A 17,657-nucleotide genomic window follows, 5' to 3' on the forward strand; every position below is an offset into this window, starting at 1 on the left:
AAGCGCGGCGCGGGGTGCCGGGCCTGAGCGATGGACAGGCATCGCCCGGGCGGCGTGCCGGTTACTGGAGCAGGCTGGAACCGCTGACGAAATCGCCGAACCCGGTCGCCATCGGCGATGGAGGTGCGATTTCACCACCGCTGTCGCCGCGATATTCGCGCGGATTGGCGCCGAACACGCGCTTGAACATGCGGCTGAAGTGCGCGGGGCTCTTGAAGCCCACGCCATAGGCGATCTCGCTGATCGAAATGTCGCGCGGATCCGAATTGGTCAGCCAGTCGCGCGCCTTGCCCAGTCGCTGTTCCCACACGAGTTCGGAGAACGAAGTCTCCCTCAGGCGCAGCAGGAAAGAGAGGTAGCGCGGGCTGATACCACATCCCTTGGCGACCATCGCGGTAGACAGTTGCGGGTCCGACAGGTGCACTTCGATGAAACGCAGCACATCTTCCAACCGACGCTCGGCGATCGACTGGCGGGCTGGGCGCGGCTCTTCCAGTGCACGCACCGTGTGCCCGATCAGGCCCAGCGCGGTCTCCACCAGCAGGCGGGCCGAATTCTCGCAAAGCCGGCCATCGTCCGCGAACACATCGGCTAGCAGGTGTTCGGCAATGGCCAGTTCGGGAACCGCCCTGCCCCGCGCCGCCGGCACCACCAGCGCGCTGCTGCAATCCTGCGCGACATGGGCGCGCAGCAGATGTGTAGGCACGGTGACGTGCAGCACTTCGCTCAGCCCGGTGCCGTCCGTCCGGCATTCGATCAGGAACGGTTCCATGGAACGGGTGATGACGAAATCGCCCTCCGCCGCCACCTTTGCGCCGCACTGGTTGGAGAACGCGAACTCCCCGCGCCGCACGAACCACAGGATCGAGAGATCGGTGGCATCCTCGCGGATGTGCTGGCGGGATCGGCGGAAGAACAGGTTGCTGGCGGAACGCTGACGAATGATCGAAACGGCGCCGACAGTGCGGCGTTCGGACCGCACATCTACCGTTGGCGCATCCTCTACCCAGAAGTCCCCCCGATAGTATTCCTGTGCGCGTTCCCCCCGGAACACGTTCTGGCCTTCGTGTACATTGCGCCTGTCCAGCGCGAACAAGGTTTCAGCCATGACCCTCTCCCCGGGTGCTGAAGGCCCGGCGAATGTATGCACATTCGCTGCCGGCCCATATCTGGCGAGGCTGCGGCCGGCTTCTCGCCGATCTCACATCCTCGCCGCCATGGTATCATCAGAACGCGCGACAACTCTACATATCATGCAGCGCGATCTGCATTGAATGCAGATTTCTTCCGATACTGCAGCTTCAGCCCTTCCGGCCCTTCATCGAGAGGCGCCATTCCGGCGGATAGTTCTCGTCATGGCCCTTCACCACCTTGCCGATTCCCTGCTTGAAGGTGCTGCCCTTGCCCAAGTTGACGTCGTTCTCGCCATCGTCCTTCATCAGCGGCAGCATGCCTTCCAGCCAGCCGGTCAGCAGGCTGCCCATGTATTCGCCGCGATACTGCTTGTACGCCTCGATAAAGGTCTTTTGCGCCACCACCACGTCGGTCGGCCGGGTGATCGAGCAGGCGTGCGCGTACTTGGCGGTTTCCGCCTCCAGCTTGTCGCGCGGAACCACGGAGTTCACGAAATTGCAGTTGTTCATCTCGTCCGCGGTGAAAGGGCGGCCGGTGAAAAGCATTTCGGAGAAACGGCGCAGGCCGACCATTTCCAGCCACTGCCACATGCGCGGGCCCCAGCCGGCGTAGCGGAACGAAGGGTGGCCGAACAGCGCATCGTCGGAAGAGACGATGATGTCCGCATCGGCGCACTGGTAGAAGTGCCAGCCGTAGCAGTATCCCTTGGCCTCGATGATCGAGATCTTCTTGAATTCCTGCAGCGGGCGGTTCCCCGAACGGGCCTTGGCGTAGTAGTCGGTCAGGCCGTGGAGATAGCGGAAAGAGCCCGGCGGCGGGTACTTCACCTCCGGATCATCGATTTCCAGATCGACCAGGAAACCGTCGCCCGGCTGCGGGTTCAGGTAGAGATCGCCATGCTCGTCCAGATCGCCGCCGCTGCCCAGGTGATCGCCCATGCCGCGGATCACCAGCACTTTCACATCGTCGTCGATGTTCGCCTTGAACACCAGTTCGCCGAAGCGCGCGCGCATGCCGATCGTGGCGGTATTGTGCTTGTCCAGCCGGTTGAAGGTGATCGTGGCGATCTTGGTTTCGGGGTCCTTCTCGTAGAGGACATGCTGTTCGGCCACCTTCTTGTGGTCGGCTATCGTCTTCATGGTTCTCTCCGCCTTTTTGGCCCTGCTCATGACTTTCGGGGCTTTCCCGAGTGCTGCCACAGGCAAGGCAAGGGGGATTGGCATTAGGCGCGACCTTCTCGATATTGGATGCGCGACATGAGAGGCGGATACCGCCCGCAAGAGGGATGAGTATGGTTCACGGCAGCAGCTTCTTCAGCCTTGATGGTCCGCTGGACGTGGCGCCCAGCGGCGGCCAGGTGCGTGCGGCCAACTTTGCCGGCCTTGCCAATTTGGCGCGCAGCCACGGCCGCGACGCGCGCGGCATCGTCGAACGGCACGGCATGGAAGCGCGCGTGCTGATCGACCCGGAGAGCCTGATCGCCCCGCAGCAGGTGGCGGACACGTTCGAGTATTGCAGCGTGCTGTTCGACGATCCGCTGTTCGGCCTGCATTTCGGCTCGATGCAGGATCCCGAAGTGTTCGGCTGCGTGACCGCGCTGTGCCGCTCCGCCCCTACCGTGCGCGCGGGCATCCGCTGCCTGATCGAGTTCCTGCCCGTGGTCCATGCCCCCGATTGCGAGGTGGTGCTGATCGAAGGGCGCGAGACGGCCGAACTGACCTGGCTGGTGAACACCGACATCGGCCTGAACGATCAGGCCAATTACCAGGCGGCGATGCTGAACCTGAAGCTGCTGCAATCGATCGGCGGCCCGGCCTTTCGTCCCAGTTGGGTCAGCCTTTCCGCCGATCCGCGATCAAGCGACTTGCCGGAGATCGAGAAGCTGCTGGGTTGCAAGGTGCGCGGGCAATCGCAGCGCAATTCGGTGGCCTTCCCGGTCGGCGCGCTGGAGCAGCCCGTGCCCAGCGCGAACCGGCTGCTCTACAAGCTGCTCGGCTCCTATCTCCAGCAAGTGAAGACCACACATAGCCCGTCCATCGTCGACAAGGTGGAGAGCTATATTCGCGGCTCCCTGGCCTATGGGCGTTGCTCGATCGAGCGCTGTGCGGAAAAGACCGGCATTTCGGTCCGCACCCTGCAATCGCGGCTGGCCGAGCAAGGCGTCCGGTTTTCGGAACTGGTCGAAAAACAGCGCGAGTTTTTGGCGCGCGCGCATCTGGCGGACCGGCGGCTGTCGCTGGACGAGATCGCCGACCGGCTGGGCTATGGCGAGCAGACCAGCTTCGGCCGGGCATTCAAGCGCTGGACGGGGATGACCCCTCAACAGTTTCGGGCCGGTTGCTGAGGGCACTTCGTGCCGCCGGTCCGACCAAGATCGTAATGCTCGGCATGAGGCTTTGCTGTTGTCCGATCAGGTCGTGAACCGTGCGCGCACTTTTTCAATGAAACTCTGCCGGTAAGTCCGCCCAGCAAATCCGAATGGCAAGACCCGGTTCACAAACCAATCCTCGTCATCCCCGCGCATGCGGGGATCCCGCTTCTTCTTGCGGCCATGGCGAGAAGGAAGCGGGGCCCCCGCCTTCGCGGGGGCGACGGAGTGCTTTGAGGCGATACGAAATCTATCGTCTCAATTCAGACCGCGTACCCCGCACTCACTTCTTCTCCACTTCCCCCAATACTGTCTTCGCCAGCGCAAGGAAGTTCTCCGTATCCTGCTGAGCTGAAGGGATATCCTTGCGGAACGTAGCGAAGCCGTGGACCAGCCCCTTGCCCTCATAATACGTCGTCGGAACCCCCGCCTCGATCAGTTTGGCGGCATAGGCCCTGCCCTGATCGCGGAGCGGATCGAGGCCGGCAGTCACCAGCACCGTCGGCGGCAAGCCCTTCAGGTCACCCAGCAGCGGCGATGCCCGCAAGTTCTTCGGATCGGCCGCGTAGTGCTGACGGAACAGCGTGGTGGAACTCTTGTCCAGCCCATAGCCGTTGCCGAACAGGTGGTCCGAAGCATAGTCGCCGGTAAAATCGGTCGCCGGATAGATCGGCACTTGCATGATCACCGGCACGGCGGCGGGCTTGTCACGCAGCGCGGCGGCGACGATCAGTGTCAGGTTGCCGCCCGCGCTGTCTCCGCTGAGGATCAGGCCGGTCGCATCGCGGCCCAGCGCCTTGCCATTGGCCGCCACCCAGCGCGCCGCAGCCTCGCCATCGTCGGGCGCGGCGGGCCAGGGGCTTTCGGGGGCGAGACGGTATTCGACCGACACCACCGGCACGTCCAGCTTGCGCGCGATCTCGGCAGCGAGCGCGGCGTGCGTGTCGATGCTGCCCAGGATGAAGCCGCCGCCGTGATAGAACACGAGGACCGGCCCCGGTCCGCGCTGCGCGCGCGCGTCATAGAGCCGCAGCTTGATCAGCCCCGCCGGCCCCGGCATTTCCAGATCCTTGGCCACTGCGATCTGGCCCACCGGCAAATCGCGTGAAGGCATCGCGCCGGGCGGCATCTTGCGGATCTGGGCGATTACCTGGGCGGTGAACGGCGGCAGCGGCTGAGCCGCCGTTTTCTTGAGATAGGCCGCGACGTCCGGCCGGACGTAAGGCGCATCTGCAGCAATCGGTGCAGATGCCGGCGCATCGGCCAGCACCGGAACGAGCGGCGTAGCGGCCAGCGTTGCGGCGCATGCCAAGCCGCGCCAAGTCCTTGCAGGATCGAACGTCTTCATCGGATACCTCTCCCTGTTATGGAGCAGATCCTAACCTTGCTTGGTTATTCTGGCGAGATGGATACGAAGCGGCCCGGGCGATCATTCGCCCGGGCCGCTTGATCCTCAGTAAACCCCGCCTTGTTCCTCGATGAAGTTGGTCATGTCGCCGGAACTTTCTGCATTGGCGGTCTGCCGCGCGTCGCGGGCGTGGCGAATCTCGGCAACCAGCGCATCGCGGCGGCGGGTGAACTCATCCTCCGGCGTGTACTGGCGCGGTTCGGTATCGGGCTTGAAGGCTTCCCAGATCACCGCCGCCTTGGGATCGTCGCTCGGCTCCACGCCCATCACGCGCTTGCCGGTGACGCGGTCGATACGAACCATGCGGATGCCTGCGGGCGCAATGAAAGGCTGCATGCCCCACCGCGGGCGCGTGGCCTCCACCACTTGCTTGAAGATCGGCGCGGCGATGCGGCCGCCTTGCGCGTAACCGCCTAGCGAACGCGGGTTGTCGTAGCCCAGGTAGACGCCGCCAACATAGTCCTGCGTGCCGCCCACGAACCACACGTCGGTCGGGCCGTTGGTTGTGCCGGTCTTGCCGAACATCGGCATATTGAGTTCGCGCAGACGCACCGCCGTGCCGCGCGTGACCACGCCTTCCAGCATGTGCACGACCTGATAGGCAGTGGGCGCATCCAGCACCTGCTTGCCGCGACGGTCGATGCGCGGCATCGGCTTGCCGTCCCAGTTGGGCATGTTGCAAGTGTCGCAGCGGCGATTGTCCGACTTCCAGATCACCTTGCCGTTGCGATCCTGGATGTAGTCGATGGGTGAGGACTGGAACTGCACGCCGTTGTTGGCCAGCGCCGAATAGGCGTTCACCATGCGTCCCACCGTCGTCTCGCCCGCGCCCAGCGCAAAGGAGAGATAGGCCTTGTAATCGCCGATGCCGACGTTGTGGAACGTCTTGATCACGCGCGGCATGCCGGTGTCGTTGGCGATGCGCACGGTCATCAGGTTGCGTGACTGTTCGAGGCCCCAGCGCATGGTGTGGCTGCCGGCGCCGCCCTCCCCGCCGAAGTTGCGGAAGCATTTGTCGCCCAGCGCAGCGCCCTGATAGACGCAGAAAGTGCCGTCCAGCACCTGCGTTGCCGGGGTCATGCCATACTGGAGCGCGGTCGCGTAGACGAACGGCTTGATCGTCGAGCCCGGCTGGCGTTCGGCCTGCACGGCGCGATTGAACGAGTCCAGCCCCGCATCGAAACCGCCCTGCATGGCGACGATGCGGCCGCTCCCCGGCTGCTCCATCATCATGCCGCCCGAAACCTCAGGAATCGTGCGCAGCGCATAAGTATCGCCGGAAACCGGCGCGGCCGCGACCACGTCGCCCGCCTTGGCGGCATCGGCGATATTGGTCAGCGTGCCCGTGCTGCCATCGGAGAAACCGATCCGTCCGGTGCTGCCAGAGCGGTCGAGGATCACGCCGATGCGCCAATCCTTGTAGTCGATCGTCTTGTTCGAAACGATCAGCTCGGTCTGCCAGTTGTCGAGATTGTTGATATGCGCGATCGGGCGCGTCCACTCGCGGTTGCCCTGATAGTTCAGCAGGCCGGCGCGCAGGGAATCGCGCACTGCCTTCTGCATCTCGGTATCGAGCGACGTGCGCACCCAAAGGCCGCCGGCATAGACGCTGTTCGGACCATCCTCGGCCTTTTCGCCATACTGGTCGATCAGGCGGCGGCGCACTTCCTCGATGAAATAGGCATTGGCGGTGTCATAGGTCTCGACCCGGCGGGCGATCAGGCCCAGCGGCTGCGCCTTGGCCGCATCCGCCTCGGCGCGGGTGGCCCAACCGTTCGACACCATCTGATCGAGCACCCAGTTGCGGCGGGTGATCGCCATTTCCTCGTACTGCTTGCGGCCATAACGCTCCGGCGCCTTGGGCAGGATCGCCAGGAACGCGGCCTCGTGCAGGTCAAGCTGGTCCACGTCCTTGCCGAAATAGGCGCGCGCGGCGGCCTGCACGCCGAAGCTCTGACGGCCCAGCGGGATTTCGTTGAGGTAAAGTTCCAGAATCTGCTGCTTGTTCAGCACGCCTTCGATGCGGCGGGCCAGGATCATTTCCTTCAGCTTGCGCGTCACCGAGTATTCGTCACCGATCAGGATGTTCTTGGCCACCTGCTGGGTGATCGTCGAACCGCCGCGGGCGCGGCCGCCGGTGCCCAGCTTGGCGGCATAGTCCACCACGGCCCCGGCCAGGCCGCCGAAATCGACGCCGCCATGGGTCCAGAACGTCTTGTCCTCGGCAGACAGGAACGCGTCGATCAGCTTGGGCGGAAAGTCGACATAGCGCAGCTGCACTCGGCGTTCGCGGGCATAGCTGTAGACGATGTTGCCATCGACCCCGCGCACCATGGTCGGCAGCGGCGGCTGATATTCCAGCAACTTGTTCGCATCGGGCAGATCGTGCGCGACCACGATGTAGAGGCTGCCTGCCCCGATCAGGCCCACTGCACCCAGATAGCCGAAGCGGCGCAGCCACTTGCGCTCACGCCATGCCTTGCGCAGCCCGTCGAACCGTCCGGCTAGGGAAGCACGGGCGCCGCGACGCAGGCGGAAGTGGGCATCCTCGGGAGCCTGCTCGGCACCGTTTTCGCTGGTATCGTCAGTCATTGCGACCGCCCTCTAGCATGGGGATTTTGTGCTAGGCCAGTCTGGAGACGATCCGCCGCGCGCTTTTCGCGTTCGACGATGCCCATCCGTCACGCCCCGGCCCGGCGAGCAAACCATGCGCGCACCGCCCGCGCGGCGGCTTCGGCAAGCTGCGCCTGCCCCTCTCGCGACGTGAGGAAACGCGCATCGTCCGGATTGTTGATATAGCCCGTCTCGAACAGGACGGAGGGAATATCCGGCGCCTTCAGCACCGCCAGCGCCGCCGTTTCGATCTGGTCGCGGTGAAGGCCAATGCCGCCGTCCTGCATTTCGCGCAGGATCAGCCCGGCGAACTGGCTCGATCCCGCCTGCGCGCCGCGCTGCGAAAGGTCTAGGAGGATTGCGCCTACATCCTCGCTGGTTTTCGCCAGCGCCACGCCGTTGACCTTGCCCGACTGGTTCTCGCGCGCCGCAAAGCGCTCCGCCGCCTCGCTCGATCCCCTTTCGGAAAGTACGTAGACGCTGGCGCCGCGTGCACCGTCGCTATCGGCACTGTCAGCATGGATCGAGAGGAACAGGTCGGCATTCAGGCGCCGGGCGATGTCCGGCCGATCCGCCAGAGCGATGAAACGGTCCGTATCACGCGTCAGCGCCACGCGAATGCCACCGGATGCCAGCAGCTTCTGGCGGATCGCCAGGGCGACCTGCAACGCCACGTTCTTCTCGCGCACATCGCCCAGGCCGGCGCCGGGATCGAAGCCGCCATGGCCGGGGTCTATCACCACCAAGGGCCGGCTGGCATCGGCCGGTCCGTCCACGCGCGGCAAGCCCACCGGCGCGTCGACAGCCGGTAGATCAAAGCGCACCACATAGTCCAGATCGCGCGCCGAAACCGCCAGATGCGGATAGAACACGGGCAGCGCTACCAACAGCGCGAGAGGCGCCGAAAATGGCAGAACCTTTTGCAGGTTGGGCGACATGGGCCTGTGACTATGTTGCGGCGCTGCGCTGGGCAATCCCGCACCCACGCGCTTTCCCCCAGTTATCGGCGGAAAAACGCCCGGCGCGCAACGGAATGCCGTTCAAGCGCACACCCACGCAACAACCTTGCCGGAGACTCGGACCGAATAAATTCAAGATTGTTGCCACCAAGGTGAACGAAAGCGCGGCAATGACCTTGTAGTGCAAGGCCATGAATGCTAGGCCCTTTCGTTCCGGGCACGCGACACTTCGGCCCCTCGCAATACGGCAAGGCATGCTTACATGCCGCCGGGCGAGGCCGAACGATACAAGCGACCCGGTCGCCAAACCGGACAAATTCCGTCCGGTACGAACAGGTTGACGCGAGAGATGAGAAGCCAATTGCCGCCCTGCCAGCCGATGCCCGAAGGGGCGTGGGTGGTGTGGTCGCAATTTTCCGCGTGTCCAATATCGCCACGCGAACTATCTCTTGCAGACACGATTACGTCCTCCGGCATGCTTTCGGGCCTGCCCGCCGGGACGCCAGACAAAAAAGTCGCACTCCGGGCGCCGATGAACGGCCCCGACTTCACCTTTACCCCCGTCCGCGCCAAGGCGAGCACACGCTCAGCAGGCCCAGCCGCATCCGGCCGGCCTTGCGCCAAGGCAGCGGACATCATCGAACAGGATCGCGCCGTCCGCCCTGCATGGGCCGGGACCGAGCGCGCATGGAGAATACACAATGGCAACGCGCATGCTCATCGATGCGCGCCACCCGGAAGAAACGCGGGTGGCGGTACTCAAGGGAAATCGCATTGAAGAGTTCGATTTCGAATCGGCCGACAAGAAGCAGATAAAGGGTAACATCTACCTGGCGAAGGTCACCCGCGTGGAGCCTTCGCTTCAGGCGGCGTTCGTCGATTTCGGCGGCAATCGCCACGGCTTCCTTGCCTTCAGCGAAATCCACCCCGACTACTACCAGATCCCGAAGGAGGACCGCGAGGCCCTGCTGGCGGAAGAAGCCGCCCATGCCGAGGAAGAAGCCGCCCTGCGTGCTTCGGAAGGCGATGACGAGGACGAGGAAGGCGGCGAAGGCTACGAAGACGGCGGCCTGACCGAAGTTGACACGTCCGAAAAGGACCAGGTCGCCACGATCGAGGACGGCAACGTCGAGAACGGCTTCGAAACTGCCGAGGAAGAAGCCGCCGAGGAAGACAACTCGGGCCGTGGCCGTCGCGGCCGTGGCCGCCGCCAGGGCGGCCGCAGCGGCGGTCGCTCGAAGGAAGCCGACGAACTGCGCGCCAAGCGCATGGCGCTGCGCCGCCGCTACAAGATCCAGGACGTGATCCACCGGCGCCAGGTGCTGCTGGTGCAGGTCGTGAAGGAAGAGCGCGGCAACAAGGGCGCCGCCCTCACCACCTACCTCAGCCTGGCCGGCCGCTACTGCGTGCTCATGCCGAATTCCAGCCACGGCGGCGGCATCAGCCGCAAGATCAGCTCGGCCTCGGACCGCAAGCGCCTGAAGTCGATCATCGCCGAACTGGAACTGCCGCGTTCGATGGGCTGCATCGTCCGTACCGCCGGCCTCCAGCGCACCAAGACCGAGATCAAGCGCGATTTCGACTACCTCGCCCGTCTCTGGGACGAATTGCGCGAACAAACGCTGCGTTCGGCCGCGCCTGCGCTGATCCATTCGGACAGCGACCTGATCAAGCGCGCCATCCGCGACATCTACAACCGCGACATCGAGGAAGTGATCGTCGAGGGCGAGGAAGGCTATCGCGCGGCGAAGGACTTCATGAAGCTCCTGATGCCCAGCCACGGCCGCAAGGTTAAGCCTTACGCCGATCCGGTTCCGCTGTTCCAGCGCTTCGGCGCCGAAGACCAGCTGACCGCGATGTACGATCCGGTCGTACAGCTGCGTTCGGGCGGCTACATCGTTATCAACCCGACCGAGGCGCTGGTCTCGATCGATATCAACTCGGGCCGCGCCACCAAGGAGCACGGGATCGAGCAGACGGCAGTTGCCACCAACCTCGAAGCCGCGCAGGAAATCGCCCGCCAGCTTCGCCTGCGCGACATGGCCGGCCTCGTCGTCATCGACTTCATCGACATGGAGTACGGCTCCAACGTCCGCAAGGTCGAGAAGGCGATGAAGGAAGCGCTCAAGAACGATCGCGCGCGCATCCAGGTGGGCCGTATTTCCAGCTTCGGGCTGATGGAAATGAGCCGCCAGCGCCTGCGTACCGGCGTTCTGGAAGCGACCACGCGTTCGTGCCCGCACTGCGACGGCACCGGCCTGGTCCGCACCGCCAGCTCCGCCGGCCTTTCGGCGCTGCGTTTGATCGAGGACGAAGCGGCCAAGGGCAAGGGCGTGGTCGTCTCGCTCTTCGCATCGACCGAAGCGGCGATCTACCTGCTGAACGCCAAGCGCACCGACCTTGCCGACATCGAGGAACGCTACGGCGTCGCCGTCGAAGTGATCCCCGAGGGTGAGAACGAAGGCGCGAAGATGCGCGTCATCTCCTCCGGTCCGCGCAACGACTTCGTGCCGCGCTTCGAACCCATCGCCGAGGAAGTCGAAGACGACTTCATCGACGAGGAAGACGAGTTCGAGGAAGAAGAGCGCGAGGAAGCGCGTGGTCGCGATGAGGACGATGACGGCGCCCGCCGCAAGCGCCGCAAGCGCCGCCGTGGCCGCAACCGCGATCGCCGTGACGAAAACGTCTCCGAAGAGGCTGAAGCTGAAGCCGAAGCGGACGACGAAGCCGTCGACGCCGAGAGCGAAGCGGAAGGCAATGACGACGACGCTGCGGCAACCGAAGGCACTGGCGAAGGCACTGCCGAGGACGACGGCGCCGAAGCACCGCGCAAGCGTCGCCGCCGCGGTGGCCGCCGTCGGCGCAACCGTCGCAACGGTGAAAACGGCGAGCATGGCAGCGAAGAAGGTGAAGCTGGCGACGTGACCGAAGACGGTGACGAAACCTTCGACGCCCCTGCCGAAGCGGCTGTGGTGGTCGAAGCGATCGAAGTCGTTGCCGAGCCTGTCGCCGAAGCGCCTGCTCCCAAGAAGCGCGCGACGCGCCGCAAGAAGGCCGAGCCCGCAGAGGCAGTTGCTGAAACGGTTGTCGAAGTCGTGGCCGAGGAAGCCCCTGCTCCGGCAGCGGAAAAGCCCAAGCGCACCCGTCGCAAGAAGGCTGAACCCGCCGAAGCAGTGGCCGAACCGGTTGCCGAAGTCGTGGCCGAGGAAGCCCCTGCTCCGGCAGCGGAAAAGCCCAAGCGCACCCGTCGCAAGAAGGCTGAGCCCGCCGAAACGGTTGCCGAAGTCGTGGCCGAGGAAGCCCCGGCTCCGGCAGCGGAAAAGCCCAAGCGCACCCGTCGCAAGAAGGCTGAGCCCGCGGAAGCTGCGGCCGAACCTGCCGTAACCGAAGCGGTTGCCGAACCCGCGCCTGCGGAAGCCGCCGCCCCGGCCGAGGAAGCCGCCCCTGCCGATGCCACGCCGCGTCGCGGCTGGTGGCAGCGCACGTTCGGCGAGTAACCTGACGAAATCGGTCGGAGGCCCGCTAGCCTCCCGCCAAACAAAAGCCCCGCATGGCAACATGCGGGGCTTTTTCTATGCGCCTTCCGTTTCCCCCGGTTACCAAGTCAACTGAGAATGCAGCGTTCCGTCGTCGGGTCGATCACCGCCGTCACCTCGGTAATCCGCGTGGCCGGAAAACCGGACTTGTCAGCGTGTTGCCGAATGTGGTCCTCGCTCTCGGCCAGGTAGATGCAAAAGGTCTTGTCGCCGGTGACGTAGGAATGCTCCCACTGCACGCCGGGGATTTTCGCGAGCGCATCATTGGACACTTTCGCTGCGCCACCCAGTTCCGACTCGCTCATGTTGCCCACGCCCGGCAGATCCCGTTCGATCACATAACGCTTCATCATCGCCTGCATCCTTCCGATCGTTGATCCGAATTCCGCCCATCCGTGCCCCATTGCCCGCACAGAGTATCGCGAAACGGCCCGGGTTACGCCTGAAATTCCGAGACAACGTCCCAGCTCATGCCGGTCAGACGCTTGCGTTTCGCGCGATCACACTTGCAATCCGCCCCGGCGTGCACACTTGCGCTTGCTACACGGCGCACAATCGCTAGAGGGAGGGGCAACAGTCGCGGTTCATGCCGCAATGCAAGATCACGGGGATTCTTTCATGGCGACCTTCACCCTCCCTGCCAACAGCAAGATCAAGAAGCAGGGCAACGTCCACAAGGCTGTGGGTGCCACGCACGCCAAGAAGTTCACCGTCTACCGCTACGACCCGGATTCGGGCGAAAACCCGCGCTACGACACGTTCGAGATCGATCTCGACAAGTGCGGCCCGATGGTTCTCGACGCGCTCATCAAGATGAAGAGCGAGCAGGACCCCTCGCTCACTTTCCGCCGTTCGTGCCGCGAAGGCATCTGCGGTTCCTGCGCGATGAACATCAACGGCAAGAACGGCCTCGCCTGCACCACCGCGATCGAGGATCTGAAGGGTGACGTGCGCATCACCCCGCTGCCGCACATGGAAGTGATCAAGGACCTCGTCCCCGATTTCACGCACTTCTACGCGCAGTACGCCTCGATCCGCCCCTGGCTGCAGACGGTTTCGACCACGCCTTCGGGCAAGGAACGCCTCCAGAGCCCCGAACAGCGCGAAAAGCTGGACGGCCTCTACGAGTGCATCCTGTGCGCCTGCTGCTCCACCTCGTGCCCCAGCTACTGGTGGAATTCCGACAAGTTCCTGGGCCCGGCAATCCTGCTTCAGGCCTACCGCTGGCTGGCCGACAGCCGCGACGAGATGACCGGCGAGCGTCTGGACGAGCTGGAAGATCCCTTCCGCCTCTATCGCTGCCACACCATCATGAACTGCGCGAACGTCTGCCCGAAGGGCCTTTCGCCCGCGCGCGCGATCGCCGAAATCAAGAAGATGCAGGCAGAGCGCCAGGTCTGATCGGGCCTGTTGGCTGACGGATCGATTGCAGTGAGCCGGATTGACGCAGGCCGGTGCCGACCCAATATGTGGGTCTGCGCCGGCTGCCCTGCGCATTCCCTGGCCACCGCATCATCGCCAATGCCTACACCTGTCACGCTATCATGACTGCCATGCTCGAACGCTACGAGACGCTGGTTGCCACCGGCGAGCTTCGCTCCGACCCGGAGCAGGCCGCTGCCGCTCAGCGGCTCGATCGCCTCCAGCGCGAATTGTACAAGGCTAACGCGGCCTCTGGCCTGTTCGGCAAGCTGCTTGGCAAGAAAGCGGCCCCGCCGCGCGGCCTCTACATGTGGGGCGGCGTCGGACGCGGCAAGTCGATGCTGATGGACCTGTTCCACAATACGCTCGACATCCCGGACAAGCGCCGCATCCACTTCCATGCCTTCATGCTGGAAGTCCACGCGCGCCTGCGTGACGAGCGCAAGAAGGAAACGGGCGACCCGATCCCGCCCGTTGCAGCCGCCATCGCAAAGGATGTGCGCTGCCTCGCCTTCGACGAGATGGTCGTCAACAACTCCGCCGACGCCATGATCATGAGCCGGCTGTTCACGCACCTGATCGCCAACGAGGGCGTGACCGTGGTGACGACGTCGAACCGCGCACCGAAAGACCTCTACAAGAACGGCCTCAATCGCGAACACTTCCTGCCCTTCATCGACCTGATCGAGAAGGAACTGGACGTGCTGACGCTGAACGGGCCGACCGACTATCGCCTGCACCGCCTGGGCGGCATGGCCACCTGGCACTATCCGCTGGGCGAGGACGCCACCGACCAGACGCGCGAGGCGTTCTACCGGCTCACCGACTATCCGCCCGAGGATAGCGAACACGTCCCTTCGGCCGAACTGGACGTGGGCGGCGGACGCATGCTGCATGTGCCCAAGAGCCTGAAGGGCGTGGGCGTATTCAGCTTCAAGCGCCTCTGCGGCGAAGCCCGCGGCGCGGCCGACTACCTTGCGGTGGCGCGCGCCTATCACACGGTCATCCTCGTCGGCATCCCCAAGATGGGGCCGGACCGCCGCAACGAGGCTGCCCGCTTCGTAACGCTGATCGACGCGCTCTACGAGCACAAGGTGAAGCTAATCGCGGCCGCCGATGCACCGCCCGAGGAACTTTACGAAGCCGGCGACGGCCGCTTCGAATTCGAGCGTACCGTAAGCCGTCTCAACGAGATGCAGAGCGCCGAATATCTCGCGATGGGTCACGGCGAAGACTGAACCCATGCCCGCCATAGCTTGGCGAGATACTTCCAGGGATAAGATCCTGGCCCTGGCCGGGATGGTTAAAATTTTGAAACCTTAAGCGCGACGGACCTGACAGGCCGATCGTTTACCCGTTTTTGCGCCAATCGTTAACGTTTCGAAAGGATGCGAAGACCCGATTCTCTCGGGCCCAAGGTCCCGTGGCAGCCTTCCCTGCGCCAAGACCGACGGGCGGAACACAGGCAAAATTAAAGCGCCCGATCCTCTGAGGAAGGGCGCTTGCCTGACACATTTCAAAATCTGCCGGACCTTAGGTCCTTATAAATTTCGCAGATTTCCGTCGTTTTCTCTTTTTCATTACGGCGTTTCACGAGATTTCCCGTGAAACGCCGCATGATAATTGGAGCTTACTTGCTACCGATGCCGCCCCAGTACCAGCTGTAAAGACCCTTGGTCATTGTATTTACCCCATGTGAACCACCGCTGTTTCGCGGCTGACACAATGGATAACAATGGGTTAAAGGGTCATCAAGACTTTTTTAACCTATTCGTCGGGCCTCCCTGCCCTTGATTTCCGTCAGAAGATCCCGGAACGGGACAGGGCGGCACACATAGTACCCCTGGATCGCGTCGCAGTTCATGGCCCGCAACATCTCCAGAGCGGCCAGTGTTTCCACGCCTTCGGCCACTACGGTGCGGTCCTGCGAGTGCGCCATTTCGATGATCGACTGCACCAGCAGCAGGTCTTCCCGGTTCGCCTCCATCGCCTGGACGAACACCTTATCGATCTTAACTTCGCTGGCGGGCAGGTACCGAAGATAGTCGATCGTCGCGTTACCGGTGCCGAAGTCGTCGATCGACAGCCTCAGCCCCGCCTGCACCAGCTTCTGGAGCATCTGGAACGTGCGCGAACTGCGATCGAGGCGATCGGTTTCGGTTATTTCCAGAATCAGCTTTTGCGGCTCAAGCCCATGCAGTGCCAGGATGTCGAGGATCATTCCCGGCAGACCGGGATTGCGGAGAAGCTGCGCGGAGATGTTAACCGACATCGACAGGTCCAGCCCCTGGCGGCGCAATTCGACCGCGGCGCGAACCGCATCGTTGATGACGAAGCGCGTAATCCGCTCGATGCGGTGGAATTCCTCGGCGATGCGAATGAACTTATCGGGGCTGATCGGCCCCCTTTCGGGATGCGTCCAACGCACGAGAGCTTCTGCGCCCGTTACCCGATTGGCCGCCATGTCCAGCTTGGGTTGATAGGCAACCCAGACCTCGCCGTTGTCGATGGCGCGATCGAGCTGGGTCAGCAGCGAGATCTCCCAACGCGCCTCATGCTTGTGACCGTCGTACTTGTAGACGAGTTCGTCGTTGCGCACCGCCTCCTCGGCCGACTGCATCGCACTGGCGACGCGGGTGGAAACCGGACGATCGAATTCCGAATCTATGCCGCAATTGAACGAGAGATCGATGTCGAACCCGCCGACCTGGATACCATTCTGAACGATCCGGTGCAGCCCTTCGAGGTTCTCGAACAGGTCGAACGTGCTGCGAATGGTCGACAGCCAGAGGAACATCCCACCTTCGTGATAGACTTCCACCTGACTGTCGCTGATGCGAATGCGCCGAACGATCTCGTGCGCGATCTGCGCCTCAAGCTCGCCAGCGAAACTGCCGATGATCGCGGAGTAGTTGCGGATCTTCAGGGCCACCAGAATGCGGCTCGATACCGCGTCATACTTGCGCAAGGCCTGTACGCTGGGCAGGCCGGAACCGGCGTTGGTCTCTCCCGCCACCTCCAACTTGTCGAGGTGCCTCATGCGGAACACCGCGACGGCCGCCATCGCAATGGCCGGCACGATGTCCACCTGAATATGCATCCCGTCGAGCGCGAGAGGCGCTGCGATCAGCACGACGACAAGGCCGGTGAAACGATAGACGTCCAGTGCCCTGCCCCGACCGACGCCCGATATGATCAGCACCAGCACGATCAGGAACGCGGGCATCCAGCCCAGCGCGACGGGCACGCCTCTCTTCAGCGTTTCGGCACCGATGGCATGGATATAGGCCCCGGGCGCATAGCCTTGCGTGGGTAGCGGATGGATATCGTGGTAGATTTCCGCAGCCGGCGCAACGATCACGTCCTTGCCCCGGAAGATCCGCGGATCGAGGCGCCCCTTCAGGACGTCGACATAGCTGACCGTCGGGATCGTCGTATGATCGATGGAAAAGTCAGGGCGGAACAAGTCGTCCGGCGAACCGGTGACCCCCGCCATCCGCGCCGACATACTGGGAATGTGGCCAACCGGACTGTCGGATGCGAAGGGGAGGCTGATGCTGAGGTTAAACGGGTGATGCAAGGCCATCAGCGAAATGATGTCGACGCTGGCGCGATAGGCGGCCGGCGGAATCATCGCTGCATAATTGCCCCGCGAACCTTCGCTGCTGGGCAGCGCGCCCAGGAAGATCTTCCCCCGGTGCGTCCTCAACTCGTTCAGAAAGGCCTGGTTGTCGCGATCGGCGCCCATGTAGCTGAGCGTACGATCGAAAAACACGCGTTGCGCGCCGGCCTCGAACAGGCCGCGGAGAACCGCGGCATCGTCACCACGCGAGACTTCGGCGAAATTCAGTTCCTGAACCGTCCGGTCATCCTGAAAGACCATCACGATTCGCCCATCCGACGGATGCGTGCGAAGCATGGTGCGCCCGTTGACGATGACGTCTTCCAGAGGAAGGCCCGCCTCCGTCACCCCGAACAGAATTCCGGTCAGCGCTGCCCACAACACGATACGGAATCGCGGACTTTTCCAGATCTTGACCAGACGCGCGAAAAACTGGCCCACTATGCCGGACTTGGCAGCATCATCGTTTACGAACGCTGCCGCATGCACGGAGTCGCGCGGCGCGGGAAGCCCGCGCTCAAGCGTCCGATAGTGGCGACCTGGTATCTTCATGCACGTCCTGCAATGAGGCCTGGAGCACCGACCTAGGACAAAG

Annotated in this window: 11 protein-coding genes; 4 read left to right on the top strand and 7 right to left on the bottom strand. The window is 63.6% G+C overall.

All coding sequences use genetic code 11. The features are described 5' to 3' along the window. Positions 1-61: 61 nt before the first annotated feature. Positions 62-1,108 carry a helix-turn-helix domain-containing protein gene (locus WBP07_RS07185; RefSeq protein WP_395395134.1) on the bottom strand — a complete coding sequence of 349 codons (1,047 nt, stop codon included), beginning with the start codon at positions 1,106-1,108 and terminating at the stop codon, positions 62-64. A gap of 193 nt (positions 1,109-1,301) precedes the next feature. Beyond that, positions 1,302-2,273, bottom strand: coding sequence for an enoyl-CoA hydratase/isomerase family protein (locus WBP07_RS07190; protein ID WP_395395135.1), 972 nt, complete (start codon positions 2,271-2,273; stop codon positions 1,302-1,304). A 146-nt stretch (positions 2,274-2,419) separates the two neighbouring features. Here WBP07_RS07190 and WBP07_RS07195 point away from each other — a divergent pair, with 146 nt between their 5' ends. Next, complete coding sequence (locus tag WBP07_RS07195; RefSeq protein WP_395395136.1) at positions 2,420-3,478, top strand: AraC family transcriptional regulator ligand-binding domain-containing protein; 1,059 nt, start codon at positions 2,420-2,422, stop codon at positions 3,476-3,478. A gap of 307 nt (positions 3,479-3,785) precedes the next feature. Here the strand turns inward: WBP07_RS07195 and WBP07_RS07200 are convergent, their stop codons facing one another. The 3 genes from WBP07_RS07200 to WBP07_RS07210 form a co-directional block, all read right to left on the bottom strand. Next, the gene (locus WBP07_RS07200; RefSeq protein ID WP_395395138.1) at positions 3,786-4,850 is read right to left on the bottom strand and encodes an alpha/beta hydrolase fold domain-containing protein; all 1,065 of its coding nucleotides are present in this window, start codon (positions 4,848-4,850) and stop codon (positions 3,786-3,788) included. A gap of 105 nt (positions 4,851-4,955) precedes the next feature. After that, positions 4,956-7,502, bottom strand: a complete 2,547-nt coding sequence (locus tag WBP07_RS07205; protein ID WP_395395141.1) for a penicillin-binding protein 1A — start codon at positions 7,500-7,502, stop codon at positions 4,956-4,958. 89 nt (positions 7,503-7,591) lie between these two features. Next, positions 7,592-8,461: an N-acetylmuramoyl-L-alanine amidase gene (locus WBP07_RS07210; RefSeq protein WP_395395142.1), complete on the bottom strand. Its 870-nt coding sequence runs from the start codon at positions 8,459-8,461 to the stop codon at positions 7,592-7,594. 722 nt (positions 8,462-9,183) lie between these two features. Between WBP07_RS07210 and WBP07_RS07215 the strand changes: the two genes are divergently transcribed. Further along, a complete protein-coding gene (locus WBP07_RS07215; protein ID WP_395395144.1) occupies positions 9,184-11,979 on the top strand; it encodes a ribonuclease E/G in 2,796 nt (931 codons plus the stop codon). Between the two features lie 107 nt (positions 11,980-12,086). Here the strand turns inward: WBP07_RS07215 and WBP07_RS07220 are convergent, their stop codons facing one another. Next, positions 12,087-12,371, bottom strand: a complete 285-nt coding sequence (locus tag WBP07_RS07220; RefSeq protein WP_395395145.1) for a DUF4242 domain-containing protein — start codon at positions 12,369-12,371, stop codon at positions 12,087-12,089. A 265-nt stretch (positions 12,372-12,636) separates the two neighbouring features. Between WBP07_RS07220 and WBP07_RS07225 the strand changes: the two genes are divergently transcribed. Both WBP07_RS07225 and zapE read left to right on the top strand, forming a co-directional pair. Further along, on the top strand, positions 12,637-13,419 hold the full coding sequence (locus WBP07_RS07225) for a succinate dehydrogenase iron-sulfur subunit (RefSeq protein WP_395395146.1): 783 nt from the start codon (positions 12,637-12,639) through the stop codon (positions 13,417-13,419). Between the two features lie 143 nt (positions 13,420-13,562). After that, positions 13,563-14,678, top strand: a complete 1,116-nt coding sequence (zapE, locus tag WBP07_RS07230; protein WP_395395749.1) for a cell division protein ZapE — start codon at positions 13,563-13,565, stop codon at positions 14,676-14,678. A gap of 524 nt (positions 14,679-15,202) precedes the next feature. Here the strand turns inward: zapE and WBP07_RS07235 are convergent. Beyond that, entirely contained in the window at positions 15,203-17,614 is a 2,412-nt protein-coding gene (locus WBP07_RS07235) for an EAL domain-containing protein (RefSeq protein WP_395395147.1), read from the bottom strand. Between the last annotated feature and the right edge of the window lie 43 nt (positions 17,615-17,657).

It is taken from the genome of Novosphingobium oxfordense (assembly GCF_044029435.1).
In the GTDB taxonomy this organism is placed as follows: domain Bacteria; phylum Pseudomonadota; class Alphaproteobacteria; order Sphingomonadales; family Sphingomonadaceae; genus Novosphingobium.